This window comes from Synechococcus sp. FACHB-909, assembly GCF_014698945.1.
GTDB lineage: Bacteria > Cyanobacteriota > Cyanobacteriia > PCC-6307 > Cyanobiaceae > Cyanobium.
On record NZ_JACJTY010000008.1, the window covers coordinates 123,617 to 136,113 of the forward strand.

15 protein-coding genes and 1 pseudogene are annotated in these 12,497 nt (G+C 61.9%); 3 read left to right on the forward strand and 13 right to left on the reverse strand.

Translation table 11 applies throughout. From position 1 onward, the window contains the following. Positions 1–115 precede the first annotated feature (115 nt). Positions 116–445 (forward strand): winged helix-turn-helix transcriptional regulator, encoded by a 330-nt coding sequence (locus H6G99_RS13630; protein WP_286191154.1) that lies wholly within the window; start codon positions 116–118, stop codon positions 443–445. Positions 446–565: 120 nt separating this feature from the next. Here H6G99_RS13630 and H6G99_RS13635 read toward each other — a convergent pair whose 3' ends face one another. Beyond that, entirely contained in the window at positions 566–1,144 is a 579-nt protein-coding gene (locus H6G99_RS13635; protein ID WP_190612031.1) for an O-methyltransferase, read from the reverse strand. A gap of 231 nt (positions 1,145–1,375) precedes the next feature. Here H6G99_RS13635 and H6G99_RS13640 point away from each other — a divergent pair, with 231 nt between their 5' ends. Further along, positions 1,376–1,915, forward strand: coding sequence for a DUF3592 domain-containing protein (locus H6G99_RS13640; protein ID WP_190612032.1), 540 nt, complete (start codon positions 1,376–1,378; stop codon positions 1,913–1,915). Between the two features lie 45 nt (positions 1,916–1,960). On the opposite strand, the gene H6G99_RS13645 is transcribed toward H6G99_RS13640, so the two are convergent. From H6G99_RS13645 to H6G99_RS13670, 6 genes and pseudogenes are all read right to left on the reverse strand, one after another. Continuing rightward, entirely contained in the window at positions 1,961–2,266 is a 306-nt protein-coding gene (locus tag H6G99_RS13645; RefSeq protein ID WP_190612034.1) for a hypothetical protein, read from the reverse strand. Then, positions 2,266–3,327: a dihydrofolate reductase family protein gene (locus tag H6G99_RS16230; protein ID WP_199297192.1), complete on the reverse strand. Its 1,062-nt coding sequence runs from the start codon at positions 3,325–3,327 to the stop codon at positions 2,266–2,268. Before H6G99_RS16230 ends, H6G99_RS13645 begins: the two co-directional genes overlap by 1 nt. Positions 3,328–3,542: 215 nt before the next feature. Then, positions 3,543–3,977, reverse strand: a pseudogene (locus H6G99_RS13655) (AAC(3)-I family aminoglycoside N-acetyltransferase); the annotation flags it as partial. A 103-nt stretch (positions 3,978–4,080) separates the two neighbouring features. Further along, positions 4,081–4,584 (reverse strand): GNAT family N-acetyltransferase, encoded by a 504-nt coding sequence (locus H6G99_RS13660; RefSeq protein WP_190612037.1) that lies wholly within the window; start codon positions 4,582–4,584, stop codon positions 4,081–4,083. Positions 4,585–4,736: 152 nt separating this feature from the next. After that, the gene (locus tag H6G99_RS13665; RefSeq protein ID WP_286191155.1) at positions 4,737–5,252 is read right to left on the reverse strand and encodes a nuclear transport factor 2 family protein; all 516 of its coding nucleotides are present in this window, start codon (positions 5,250–5,252) and stop codon (positions 4,737–4,739) included. A gap of 164 nt (positions 5,253–5,416) precedes the next feature. Beyond that, a complete protein-coding gene (locus H6G99_RS13670) occupies positions 5,417–6,157 on the reverse strand; it encodes a GAP family protein (RefSeq protein ID WP_190612039.1) in 741 nt (246 codons plus the stop codon). Positions 6,158–6,473: 316 nt separating this feature from the next. Here H6G99_RS13670 and H6G99_RS13675 point away from each other — a divergent pair, with 316 nt between their 5' ends. Further along, positions 6,474–6,701, forward strand: a complete 228-nt coding sequence (locus H6G99_RS13675; protein ID WP_190612041.1) for a hypothetical protein — start codon at positions 6,474–6,476, stop codon at positions 6,699–6,701. Here H6G99_RS13675 and H6G99_RS13680 read toward each other — a convergent pair. From H6G99_RS13680 to H6G99_RS16635, 6 genes are all read right to left on the reverse strand, one after another. After that, positions 6,698–7,222, reverse strand: coding sequence for a gamma-glutamylcyclotransferase family protein (locus H6G99_RS13680; protein WP_353617250.1), 525 nt, complete (start codon positions 7,220–7,222; stop codon positions 6,698–6,700). The genes H6G99_RS13675 and H6G99_RS13680 overlap by 4 nt on opposite strands. Before the next feature lie 130 nt (positions 7,223–7,352). Further along, a complete protein-coding gene (locus H6G99_RS13685) occupies positions 7,353–7,748 on the reverse strand; it encodes a VOC family protein (protein WP_190612042.1) in 396 nt (131 codons plus the stop codon). Positions 7,749–7,890: 142 nt separating this feature from the next. Continuing rightward, positions 7,891–9,156 carry a cytochrome P450 gene (locus H6G99_RS13690; protein WP_190612044.1) on the reverse strand — a complete coding sequence of 422 codons (1,266 nt, stop codon included), beginning with the start codon at positions 9,154–9,156 and terminating at the stop codon, positions 7,891–7,893. 17 nt (positions 9,157–9,173) lie between these two features. Further along, the gene (locus tag H6G99_RS13695; protein WP_190612045.1) at positions 9,174–10,769 is read right to left on the reverse strand and encodes a di-heme-cytochrome C peroxidase; all 1,596 of its coding nucleotides are present in this window, start codon (positions 10,767–10,769) and stop codon (positions 9,174–9,176) included. Positions 10,770–11,082: 313 nt separating this feature from the next. Further along, positions 11,083–11,550, reverse strand: a complete 468-nt coding sequence (locus tag H6G99_RS13700; RefSeq protein WP_199297193.1) for a GNAT family N-acetyltransferase — start codon at positions 11,548–11,550, stop codon at positions 11,083–11,085. A gap of 74 nt (positions 11,551–11,624) precedes the next feature. Next, positions 11,625–12,359, reverse strand: coding sequence for a DUF1214 domain-containing protein (locus H6G99_RS16635; protein ID WP_190612047.1), 735 nt, complete (start codon positions 12,357–12,359; stop codon positions 11,625–11,627). Positions 12,360–12,497 lie beyond the last annotated feature (138 nt).

Below are 12,497 nucleotides of genomic sequence, written 5' to 3' on the forward strand. Positions count from 1 at the left end.
TGCTCAACAGCCAGACACTAAGCCAGTCACTCGCCAGCGTAAAGTAGCAACCAGAAAGTAACTAGTTACCAAAAGGAAACCAGTGCGCCCCATGACTGAGCCCAAGTGTTGCCCGTTGGAAACCCTGTTGAAACAGATCTCCGGCCAATGGACGCTCTATATCCTCTGGGTTCTTGACACCAATGGTGCCCTTCGCTTTGGAGAACTGAGGCGACGCGTGGATGGCATCTCCACAAAGGTGCTGACCGAGCGATTGCGGCTGTTGGAGTCGATCCAACTCGTCCACCGACAACACCAACCCACCATTCCACCTCAGGTGACCTACACGCTGACAGAACGCGGCAAGGAGCTTTCAGGAACCCTTGATCACCTCTATGCCCTGGCGGTGCGCTGGGAGAACGATCGTGCCAAAGGTGTGGCTGACACCAAGATGGCATCCCTCTGATCACCCTCTCAACCCGGCGAGCATGGCCTCGGAGCTGGGACGCGAGGCGAATCCATCCATCACCCGGGTTGGCTGCTCCACCATCCCCCCAACTGGGTGAGGTCCATGCTGCACGAAACCTCAAAGCCGAGTGGCAACGATGATGCCACTCGCCCATGACAGCTTGGTCACGTGGAATCTGGTGTCGGAGACGAGCTGATGGATTAAGTCGTCGACTTTGGAGGCATGGCCATCAGGCCAGTTGGCCTGCGGAAGCATATCGTCAATGATGTAGAGGCCACCCTTGCTGAGCAACTGTAGGGTTTGGTCAAGCAACCGATACTTGCCAGACCATGTGTCCGCAAAGATGAAGTCGTACTGGGCATCCCCCTGCGACTGCAGGAACGCATCGCCATCGGCGCAGACGATCTCCAGCCGAGGATCCGAGCCAAGGTGCTTGTCGAGAATCCCCAGGAAGGACGCGTCATTGTCCACAGTCGTCAAAGACGACGTCTGATCCATCCCATCAAGAATCCATGCCGTCGAAAGACCCGTTCCCGAGCCCAGCTCCAGAAAGCGACCGGACGGCTTTGAAGCGGCCAGGGTCCTCAACAGCGAGCAGGTCAATGGGTCTGAAGCCATCGAAAAACCTGACGCCACCGTGTCATGCCACAGGCCCTCCATGGCCCTGGGTTGGTTCAGCTTCTCCTGGTCGTTCATCGCACGACCTTAATCGATGGCTACCGATGGGGTCATCCAATGTCTTCGCGTGATTGCGTCGGATGGGACTGAACCTGGATTGCAGCGGTACCTTCAAGGTCAACGATGAACACCGCTAATCCAACCATCCTCGACGACCGGGAAAATAGGCTGGTCGCCATCTGCTTCTCAGCAGTCACCTGGACGGAGAGTCAGGCCAGGCGGGGGTGGTTCAGCTAGGCTCCCACCATCATGCGTGTGCTGCAGGCTGCATTCATTGCCCTGGTTCTTGGCTTGATCCTCGCCACCACTCTCGGGGGCGGGGGATTCTTACTGGTGCGCAACGTGCCGATGATCGTCGAGGGATGGCAATCACGGTCCTGGCCTGCGGTGGTGGGGGAAGTGAAGAAATCGGAGGCGCTGGCTAAGCCCATCATCATCGATTCAAGGCGGGGCGCTGTAGGAACCCATGTCGTGCGGCTGCACTACGCGTTTACCGTGTGGGGTCGCACGTACACAGGCACGCGCCAAAGCCTCGACGACGTGGGAATCATCAAGAGCGAAGAGGTTGCTCAACGCGAGGCTGAGTCCTTACCCGTAGGTCGCCCTGTACCTATCTTCTACGATCCCCGCGACCCCAGCAGGTCGCTGCTGAAACCGGGAGTACCGGTTTCCGGAGTTCTGGGAAGCCTCTTCGGCGCCATGCTGGTGGCCACCGGCATGGCGCTGGTCGCGATCGGACTGCATCTGCACTCATACCATGCCAGGCGTCGCAGAAAGCGGCAGGCCTGAAGCCAGCTTTTCAAGGGCTTCACCCCCGATTCGCTCAAGTTCCCCTCACCTGGGCCTGGTCCCCGTGACCACCCTTCGACCCACCACCACGGTGACGAAAAGTAGAAAAGCAGCCAGCAGAGCGTTGAGCACGAAGAAAAAGAAGAACGCGGTCGGATTCGCGCTGATCGTGTAGGAACTGCTGGACACGTGATAGCCCCTGGAGACGATGCTGATTTCACCGCGTACCAGTGCATGGCAGAGGAGGAAGACGAACCCGCCCGACGTCGCCAGGAGCGGTACGAGCAGGACGCCGCCCAGCCAACGGCGCCATCGCTCGATCGGAATGCGCGAGTGATCCTCAGGGACCATCACAGCGGCTGTGCTTCGAAGGTCGGCATTGAAGGCCAGGCCTCCTGGCACATCGCATAGTGACACTGAACGAAACCGAACGGAAAGGCTCTGGATGACAACAGACGCAGGTTCTTGTCGGCTGGCAGATCACCAAACAGCTTGATCCCTGAGCCCAGCAGCAGCGGGATGAGCGTGATCGTCAGCTCCGTGATCAGCCCAGCTTTCAGGAAGCCCTGGATGGTGCGTCCGCCATCGATGTAGAGATGGTGGTGGCCCGCTGCAGCGGCCCGGTCCACGACCTCGTGGGGCGTGGCAGAAAGCACCTGGACCGAGTGCGGCACTCCGGCAGGACGGCTTCGCAAGGTGGTGCTGAGCACATAAACCGGCAGGCTGCCATAGGGCCATTCGGGAAAGCTGAGGACCTTCTCGAAGGTGGCCCGTCCCATGACGATCGCATCGACCGCCTGGATGAAGTCGGCGTAGCCGCAATCTTCACCGGCGGGCACGGCGGCGTTGGCGCGCTCCAGCCAATCGATGGAGCCGTCGCTGCGGGCGATACAGCCGTCGAGACTGGTGGCGATGAAGACGGAGCACCTGGTGGATGCATACGCTTCAGGATGGCAGAATTCCCGCTTCTTCCCCTCAAAGGATTCATACAGGGCCCGGTGCCTGGCGAGTCCGTATTCGTCGGATCGGGTTTCGTAGGAGCCAACCCACTGCAGGAGGTTGTCGAGATTCGCATCCTGCTCCTGGCGGGAGCTGAATTTCTCGGGCTCCCAGGGCCTGGAGCGGCAGTGGGCCAGGCAGGCCTCGATGCCGGGATTCAGAAAGATCAGTTCATCGGCACAGGCCAGGACGGGCTCCAGGATGTCTGCGTAACAGCCTTCGATGATCCAGCTGTCCTGCTCGGTGATCCAGCGCCTGACGTCCTCGACACTCTCGTGAAGGGGACGCCGTTCGGTTCCGCCCTGGAACGCGACCTCATCCAGCGATAACCGGGCGGCCGGCTGCCTGGCGATCAGCTTCCTGGCCAGGGTGCTCTTGCCGGCCCCGGCATTGCCAAGAATGATGACCTTCATCGATCAGCGGGCGTCAAGGATCAAACGACCTGAGGTGGATCTACATGGTCGTGTCGGGCGCTGGCAAGTGAGCGGAAGGTTCAGTCGCCGCCGTCCAGGGCCTGCAGTTGCGCGCTGCCCAGGATCTGGGCGAGGCAGGAGCCGCGTAGATCGGGCTCAATACCTGCAGCCCTACGGGGGCATCCTGGCGGAAGTCGATCAGGTCGACGGGGGCCGGGAAGAATGTCGTAGTGGATGACGTCTTCGCGGCTGCCGAGCTTGGTGTACAAGGCGACCGCTGGTTCATCGCCGTAGTCGGCCTGGACGAAAATGATGGAGATGCCGCGCTGCTGGGCGGTGTGCCTGATGGTGTTGATGAGTTCGGTGGCGATGCCCTGGCGCCGGAGATCCTCAGCGACCGCCAGATCGTAGATGTAGAACTCGCTGCGCTCCTGCTCAAACTTGTTCAGGACATAGCCGGCCAGGCCACCGACAACCTGACCAGCCGCAAAGGCGGCGACGGCAATGAAGGTGTCGGTGGCCAGCAGCCTGGTGAGGTAGGCCTCACTGGGTTGGTGGTGGAGGTAGGACTCCGGGTCATCGAAGGCGTCACTGAAGAGCCCCAGCATCTGGCGGAGCGCTGGTGCATCAGAGGCGCCGAGGACCCGGATCGAACGGGTGGCGGTCACGAGGCTCAGTGAAGGAAGCGGCCCATTTTGTCATCAGCAAGCAAGCTACGAGCTACAAGAATCTTGAGCAACGCGCTGAGGCCTTTCAACCGTTCGCTTCATCGACGTGCTCTGCCACCGGCCACGGAACCCATCGCAAGAAACAGCGATGGCCATGCTGTTCCGTCACATCTGCGCCGAATCGACGATAGAACGCAAGCCCACGGGTGTTGCGGGCATCCGCATTCCAAGCGAGATGGGTGCAGTCATTGTCCCTGGCGATCTGTGCCAATTGAGCCAACAAGGCGGCACCAGCACCTTGACTTCTCATCGCGGCGTCCACATAGAGATCATCCAACCAAAGACTTGGCCGACCAACAAATGACGAATACCTGAATCCATACAAAGCAAAGCCGATGGCACGCCCTGAACATTCAGCAAACAAGACATAGGAAAAGGGCAGATCCCCAAAAAGATTCCGGCGGATCCTGGCTTCCGATACCTGAAGCACACCAGAGAAGGCGCCGATGTGTCGGTCGAACTCCGATTTCTTCTGGATGAAGGAGTGGATCAGAGCTACATCATCAGGGGTGGCAGACCTGATCTTCATCGTCTCGTCCAGGGCACTACCTGGCACCATCATGGCCCTGCGCCCAGCAAGCCCTGGAGGGCCGGTGCCATCAACCCATACGCCAGAAGTGGCCGCCGTGGCAGCGCTATCCCTCCACTCCCGGCCTGTTGCTCCTGATCGGCTCGCGGTCGTCAGCCCTCATGGAAGAACGGGTCCGGCAGCGCCGGATTTCTCAACTTGGCGGCGGCACCGGCACCGACGACGGGAAGACCCTTCGGATCGAGCAAGCCCAACTGCACCAGAACACTCGCCTGGTCCCAGAGGATGTGTTCATAGGCGACCTTGTCGGCTTCGAATCCAACGATCACGACAAACACGGATTCAACCCGGCGGCCGGTCGGTTCAACCCCTGGCAGGATATGGTCCATCTTGATGGTATGGGTGAACGAGATGATCAGTTCATCCACGAGTCGTTGCTCGCCATAGGTTCGCGACACCGTTTCAAAAACGACATCGGGCGGAAAAAACTGACCAATCAGCCGCTTGGCATAGAACCTGCGAACAGCCTGCGGACCCTGACCGCCCACCATGGTGGGCACATTCACAAGATGGGGATCTGGGGACATGGTCGCCAGCGTCTCGTCAAGGTCGCCAGCCAGTTCAGCCTGCAGATGCGCTTGGAAGATCGCATCCAGTTTCTCGTGCAAGGCCTGCGTGCTCATTGTGTCTGATGTCCCGAGCTTGAGTGCGTCAACCGTTTGTTCGCAGCCACCGCAGCCACGGACATCCTCAGTTTACCGATCGTGCGAGGCGGATGACCGCCGAAATGCGTTGTCGGGCCAGCGGCGCCATCAAAGCGACGCGATCAACATCACCACCGAACAAGCCTGGTCAAGCTGTCGCCGGCCAGATACAGGCCAACCAGAAAAACCACCCAGGCCACCGACTCGTTGGCATGACGGGACAGAAGCGACTCCAGCTTCTTCAAGAAAGGCGAAACATGATCATGCAGGAAAAGCCGCGCCACCAGCAGCAGCAACGCCGGTGTGATCATCACCAGGCAATAACCGAAAAGCACCGCACTGCGCCCCAGCAGTGACAACTCCGAGGCGGTCAAAAGGCCGATCGCAGCCAGATACGGGATCATGGAAGCGGCCTCGATGACGGCCGCCGTCAACGCAAAGACGATGACCGCTCCGACGGGGGCTGACGGATCGGTCGCATACCTCCGCATCCGTACGAACAGACTCGGCCCGTTGCGAGACTTCTTTGCCGCCCGGCGAGCGGCACGACGCTCCTTGCCTGCTCTCGTCCAGGGCTCCATGCGTGCACCGAGCGCCATCAGTCCGATACCGGCGCCCAGCTGGGCAACCCTCAGCGGTTGTGAGTCTCCCGCCTGCTGCAACATGTCGAGCAGCATCGAAGCTCCAAGCAGCAACGCCATCCCCAACAGCAGGTAGAACGCGGCGACGGTGCCCAGGAACAGCACAATCCTCCCCGGCCGCGGGCGGCCGGGCACCAACATCAGCCAGAGGGGGATCAGCAACGTGCCGAAGCTCGTGCTATCGATCAGTGCCAGTGCAACAAGCGGGGCGAGCCGTTCGATGGTCATCGATGGCACGCGCGGCTTCCATCAACATCCTTCCAGTCCAGTGTCCTTCCCCTTCCGGTTGAGCCATGCGTTTGGCGACACACCACCCAGCTCGGACGCGGTCGCCGTCGTGCCCGAACTCCCGGCCAGCGATCTTGAGGCTCGCGCCGCACTTGCGGCAACTAAGGAGGGGGTAGCCATGTTTCGGGCGCTGGCCGACAAGGGGCCTGCCTTCCGCGCCCAACTGGCCTGAGCGGTCAGCCTCTATCGCAAGCTGGTCAAGGCCCATGGGGAACTGGGTCAGCTCCGTGAGGCCCTGCCACCCCTGGTCGAAACCGTGGGACTCCTGCGGGCGCTGGCGAAGGACAGCCCGTCCCAACGTGGGGATCTGGGCCGGGCGATGAACAACCTGGGGTATCTGCGGTTGGTGATGGGGCAGAAGGATCAGGCACGGGCCCTGCTGGAGGAATCCCTGGCGTTGGTGCGCCCCCTGGCGGCCAGCAACCCTTACTACCAAGGGGATCTGCGGCGCACCATCGCCAATCTGGAACAACTGAAGCGCTAGGAAAGCTCTGGGCAACGCCTGGGATGGCGATGGGTTGCGAGTGAAATATGCAGCGCGTGTCTCTGCGCGTCGGCATCCAGTTTGGCGTCGATCGCGCCCAGCCCGTTGACGTACGCCATCGGGAGGCCATGCTCCATTGCACCTGCGATCACAAGGGCTTTGTACCACGTGAATGGCAGGATGCTGTCATCGATATGGGTCGCGACGTAGGCCGTGGCCTTGAGCATTCCCGTGTTGAACTCGACCAGGACTGGCTTCTCTTCATAGCCGAAGCCCAGTCCTTCGGCACGGTCCAGATGCTTCTTCTCATGGGCCGGAATCTCGTACAGAACGCCATGGACAACGGAGCTTGGCTCTGCAGCGACGATGTTGCACTTACCTGATCCGTCCTTGGCGACCTTATGCCACCGGAGCGCGTGACCATGCAACGTTGCGGTGCCGACAAGCTGGGCCCCAGGAACACGCTGGCACAACCGTGCGGAGAGCATGTTGGATCCGTAGGCGAAGTTGAGGAGAGACACGGAGATTGGTGGGATGAAGCCGACAGTTTGCTTCTGTTGCTAACGATCTCAGCAGATGACGTTGTCGGCAGCAAGCGTCGTTGTGCGTGCGGCGCCAGTTCCCTGCTGATGTTTCGCGACTGGCGACTTCCTACGCGGCTACCGGTGTGAGAAACCCGACGATCGTCCCCTCGGGAGCTTGCACATAAGCGACGGTTTGCCCCCAAGGCATCAGTCGGGGCGGCGTGAGGGCCAGGGCGCCCGCATCAAGCGCGCGCTGAAACGCGGCGGACACGTCCGCAGCCCAGAACGCGAGTTCCGCCCCCCTGACCTGCGCGCTTTTCATCGTGTCGTAGCCGTCGGCGAGCATCAGTGCGCCCGCGGCGTGTGAGGCTATGGCGACAGACTGATCAGTACCGAGCAACGCGAACCCGAGGTCACGATCATAGAGACTCGGTTCGATTCCCGTGGCACGAACATAGAATTCCACGCTGCGCGGCACGTCATCGGTATACACGACTGCGGTGGCAAACTTCGTTGTTGACATCATCAAGAGCGACTCCGGTGTTCGAGATACGCCTTACGCTGCCCCCGTGCGGCAGGCCTTGTGCTCGGGGTGGCAAAGCAGAGATGGGTCTCCAGCCCATCTGAACACCATGTCCCGGGTCGTGGTCAAGGAGCCGTCCCCATCAGCCCTCACAAGGCGTCCAGCGCAGGGGGAAGTGTTCGGGGAAAGGGCCCCCGCCACGGTCCACCGGGCCGGCCGCTTCAATGGCCGGGAGCCGCAGCACCTGCCGCACGATTTCCGGGATGATCGCTGCGCCGATATGACGGCCCAGGCACTGGTGGTGGCCGTGGCCGAAGAGGAAGTTGGCGCTCTGGTTGCGGTCGGGTTCAAACCGCTGGGGATCGGGGAAGCCCGTGGGATCGAACATCGCCGAATGGTTGAGCGTGAGCACGGTGGTGCCCGGCGCGATCGTCTGCTCCCAAGGCATGCCCAGTCCGAGCTGGGTGGGTTGCTCACAGACCCGGAAGAAATAGGGAAACGGGGGATGAAAGCGCAGGGCTTCCATCACATGGCCATCGATGGCCTCGGACTCGGCCTGATGGGCCGCCTCCACCGCGGCCTCCCGCCGCTCCGCATCGGCCAGCAGAAACGAGAGGGCATGGATCACCGCCTGGGAGGTGGTTTCGATGGTGCCGATCAGCAGACCCCCCACATTGCGCGCCACCCGCAGGATGTCGAAGTCCATCGCGCCCGACTGGCTCAGCCGCAGCAGACGGGTGGCCGGATCGCCACGCCCCTCGCTCGGACCTCCCGCCGCCAGTTGCGCCGCCCGCCGCTGCAGCAACCCCTTGAGATAAGCTCCCATTCGGACGTTAGCGGCCTGGCGCTCGGCGGTGATCTGCTCGGGGCTCGGATCCACCTGGCTGGAGGCGTGGAACGGCTGGTTGTAGAAGGCGTCGTACTGGTTCCAGAACGACCAGGCGCGGATCTCGGCCGGATCGCTCTGGTCGTAGCCAAACATCTCCTGCACCAGCGCCACAGGCACGGCGCGGCTCAGGCCCAGTACCGCATCAAGCTGACCTCCGGCCTGGCCCAGCAACGTGGCGGCCCGCTCGCCGGCAAAGGCACGCAGACGCGGCAGATCCTCCAGATCCAGCACCGAGCGCATCACGCCTTTCTCCCGCCAGTGCCGCGGTGTTTCGTCTTCCGCCATCCAGTAGCCCGCCTGCTTGGGGCCGTAGAGCGCCACGCTGAAGCGCTCGTGCTGCTGCAGCACGGCCATGCAGTCGTCGTAACGACTCACCAGGACGAGCCCCGGCAGCTTCAGGATCGGCCGCTCGCGGCGCAGCTCGCTATAGAAGGGCAGCGGTTGCGATTCCATCCACTGGCATACCAGGGGCCAGCACTCATCCGTTGGGGTGTGCTTGAGCGTGCGCAGGTAGGTCATGCCGGCCAGCCAGGGGATCAGAGAGATTTGAGGTACTCGAGCAGGGCGCGCTTCTGCTCCGGCGGCAGGCCGGTGCCGTAGGGGTGCCCCTGGGCACTCTTGCCCGGCTCGCTGGTGTCGTACACAAATGGACCGTCATCCCGCAACCCCAGTTCACGCGGGTCGTAGACGTTGGTGCCGGCGTGAAACTGGGTGGGCCGCTGCGCCGGCGGGGTGAGGAGATCGCCAAGGGTGCGCACCGAGCCGTTGTGCAGGTAGGGGGACGTGGCGAAGACACCCTGCAGCGGCGGTGCCCAGTAGGCCGGACCTTCCTTGCCGTTGTAGTCGCGGGCCAGGGCAAAGCTGTTGGGTAAGCCCTTGGAATCGAACAGCTCGGTGTTGGCCACCAGGGTGGCGTCATTGTTGAAGCGCTTGAGGAGCTGGGCATGGCGCAGGCGCAGGATCGCGTCCGACAGCCGGGTCAGGCCCGCCGCCCGCTGCTCCGCGCCAGCGGCGAACTGCTCCACAGCCACGGGATCCGTGCCCACCGCGAAGGCGCGCCGCTCGCGGAAGCGGCGACCCGCCCCATTGGCCGGCTCCGGCGTGGAGACATGGCAGCTGGCGCAATGCTGGCCGAACAGGGCACCGCCCTTGTCCACCTGCTGGGAATTGAGGGCGCCGAACGCGCTTTGGGGCCACAGGGGAGTGCGCAGCCGGATCACCGCCTCCTGAATCGCCTCGATGCCATCGAAGTCAACCGAGCCCACGATCGCGGCTTCCTTCAAGGCCTCTGCCTGCCTGGGCGGTCGCACGGGCGAACTCGACACCGACTGCACCCAGTTGCGCGGACCGGGGTGGTGGATCTCCGCGAACCACTGGGCCCACTCGTCCTGGTGGGCGAACCAAACGGGGGGCAGATTCACCGTGCCCTCAAAGCCAATCCTCAAGGGTTTCTCGCCGCTGGACTGGATCAGCCCCCGGCTCACCAGCCAGGCCGTCAGGCCGACATTGTTGTAGTTGCCTTGGCTGAGCGCATTGAGGTTGCCGTAACCGAAATCCGCTCGCGTCACACCCATCGCCTGCATCACCTGGCGGGTGGCCCGCACCGGCCCCAACACGTCCTCAATCTCACGCCTCAATCCAGCGATCGTCTCCGGGTCGGCCGGCGTGTCAAGCACCTCGGCCCCATAGCGGGCCAGGGCGGCGTCATCGGCCAGAAGGGCTTCAAAGGCAGCGTAAAAGTCGTTATCAAAGGCCAGCAGATTCACCAGGCCAGGCCCGCCGTGCACCGGGATCCGCATGGTCTGGAAGCCCTGGCGCCATGACGCCGGCTTGGCCTTCAGCTCCCGGGTGTGGCACACGGCACAGGTGAGGCCCAGATAGACGCTGTCGCCAAAGCGCTGGGGCCGGGGATCCACGGCCAGGCCCACCGGCAGGCCATGGGGATTGATGCTGGAAACGGGGGAGGCAATGAAGCCATAACGCTCGTCCAGATCCTCCAGAAAACGGTGACCCGGGCGTTTGGGGTCGGGCAGGTGAAGCGCCAGCTCCAGGGGAGCCAGGTTGGTGCCCTCGGAGGTGTGGTGGTAGAGATCCACTTCCTCGGGCCTCCAGCCCTGCTGGAGATCAATCACGCGATCGCTGGCCCAGGCGGACCCGGGGCAGAGAACCACCAGGCAGATCCAGGCCCCCAGGGTGAGACACCACCGCCGCACAAGCCGCCAAAAGGATTGGTGGGCTTCAGAACGAACTGGCACGGCGGATTACCCGAGGGGCAGCTTAACCCTCCATCCTGATCTAGGTCTGATGGTTTGAAAACAGTATTCCTACTCAGTCGCCGCAGGCCCGGCTGTCGACAGCCATGGGTTCGGACGTCCAGGATGGGTCTACACGATGCTCCGCTGCTTCAGCACAACTCGCTAGGCAGAACAACGCCTGAATGAATGGTTAGACAACATTGACCGAGTACCTCAGCGTCAGACGCAGCATGTCAAAGAGCTGTATTCCGTCTTCAAAGATGGGCTCAGGATAGTTCTTGACAAAGAAGTCACGGTCAATGCTTGTAACCCTAAAACCATGCCGCTGGTAGAAAGCGAGTTGATGGCCGAACGTGCCGGTACCCACCTCTAGTTGGCGTGCGCCAGAGTTGCGATAATACTCAATAACCCATTTCAATAGCTCTGTGCCGTATCCGGTCTTCTGGTGGGCTGGGTGAACAGCGATGCTCATGAGCTCATGTGAGTCTGTGCCACGCAGCTGTACGACGCATGCACCAACCACAACCGCTCCACTTGAAGCCACGAAGCACTTTGATCTTAAAAGATAGGAGCGAATCTTGTCTTCTGAGGGATCGGCAAGAAGCAACAGCTCCATTGGAGCATTGGTAACAGGAACTTCTTGGATCAGTAGCGGCATGCTCATCTGTTGCCTAACGCCTCCACTCAGCAGCAAGTACAAGTCAAGCGATTCAGTTGTTCATGGGCTTTGCTTCACTTGACTTCTGTCAAGCGTGGCAGCTTCCACGTTCCCTTCAGGACTGGATCCTTAGGGCCATACAACCGCGCCACGAAGAAAAAGGGACCAGCTGGCGCAGGCAACCAATTCGAAACTTTCTCCGTTCCTGGATTCTCGCTCTGGATATAGATCTCCAGGGATCCATCGGGTCCCAGCTTCAGGCCTGATGTTCGATCACCGATCGAATAGCGTTGAATAGGATTCTCCACAAGCAGGCGCTCCGGCAACTTGTAGAGAGTCACCGACCAGAACTCCGTCACCGGTGGCAGCTGGCCCGGTTCGAATCGCAGCACCCATCGCCTGCGTCCATCAAGCACTTGGCCGTCGGGCCCGGTCTGCTGGGTGGCATAGAAGGCCTCTTCACTGCTGTTGCCATAGATCCCCAGCATCGCTCCCATCGAGCGGAACGTGAGGTAATCCGACCCCAGTTGCTGTCGGCTGCCGAAGAATCCCTGGGAGCTGGTCTGTTGTTGGGCTTTGGCTTTGAGCTCCTGGCTGGCCTCGGCCACCCCTTCTTCCAGGGCGGTGCGGAGCTTCGGATCCAGCCGAGCCGGATCAAAGGGCAGGCCGGGGCCGATGCCGATGCGGGCGAACCGGGCCCGCATCGCCCGCTCCGATGGCAAGGCGGGCATGAACGGCAACAGGGCGTTGAGGTAGGTGATGAAGCCGATCCCCTCGGCTTTGGAGGCGTCCCAGGCGGGCCAGGCCACCGCAGGAGCTGGCGGTGGCGCCGGTTGGCCTGTGAATCGCGACAGGGGCGTGAGGACGTATTGGCCCTGGATCGCCTTCAGGGCGGGGATGTCATCGGGCCCGTTCAACTGGGTGCGGGTGAGGGTGCCGACGAAGTC

Coding starts and splice junctions, on each gene's coding strand:
- H6G99_RS13635 (WP_190612031.1), bottom strand. CDS start 1,144: ATGAACGACCAGGAGAAGCTGAACCAACCCAGGGCCATGGAGGGCCTG.
- H6G99_RS13640 (WP_190612032.1), top strand. CDS start 1,376: ATGCGTGTGCTGCAGGCTGCATTCATTGCCCTGGTTCTTGGCTTGATC.
- H6G99_RS13645 (WP_190612034.1), bottom strand. CDS start 2,266: ATGGTCCCTGAGGATCACTCGCGCATTCCGATCGAGCGATGGCGCCGT.
- H6G99_RS16230 (WP_199297192.1), bottom strand. CDS start 3,327: ATGAAGGTCATCATTCTTGGCAATGCCGGGGCCGGCAAGAGCACCCTG.
- H6G99_RS13660 (WP_190612037.1), bottom strand. CDS start 4,584: ATGAAGATCAGGTCTGCCACCCCTGATGATGTAGCTCTGATCCACTCC.
- H6G99_RS13670 (WP_190612039.1), bottom strand. CDS start 6,157: ATGACCATCGAACGGCTCGCCCCGCTTGTTGCACTGGCACTGATCGAT.
- H6G99_RS13685 (WP_190612042.1), bottom strand. CDS start 7,748: ATGTCAACAACGAAGTTTGCCACCGCAGTCGTGTATACCGATGACGTG.
- H6G99_RS13690 (WP_190612044.1), bottom strand. CDS start 9,156: ATGACCTACCTGCGCACGCTCAAGCACACCCCAACGGATGAGTGCTGG.
- H6G99_RS13700 (WP_199297193.1), bottom strand. CDS start 11,550: ATGCCGCTACTGATCCAAGAAGTTCCTGTTACCAATGCTCCAATGGAG.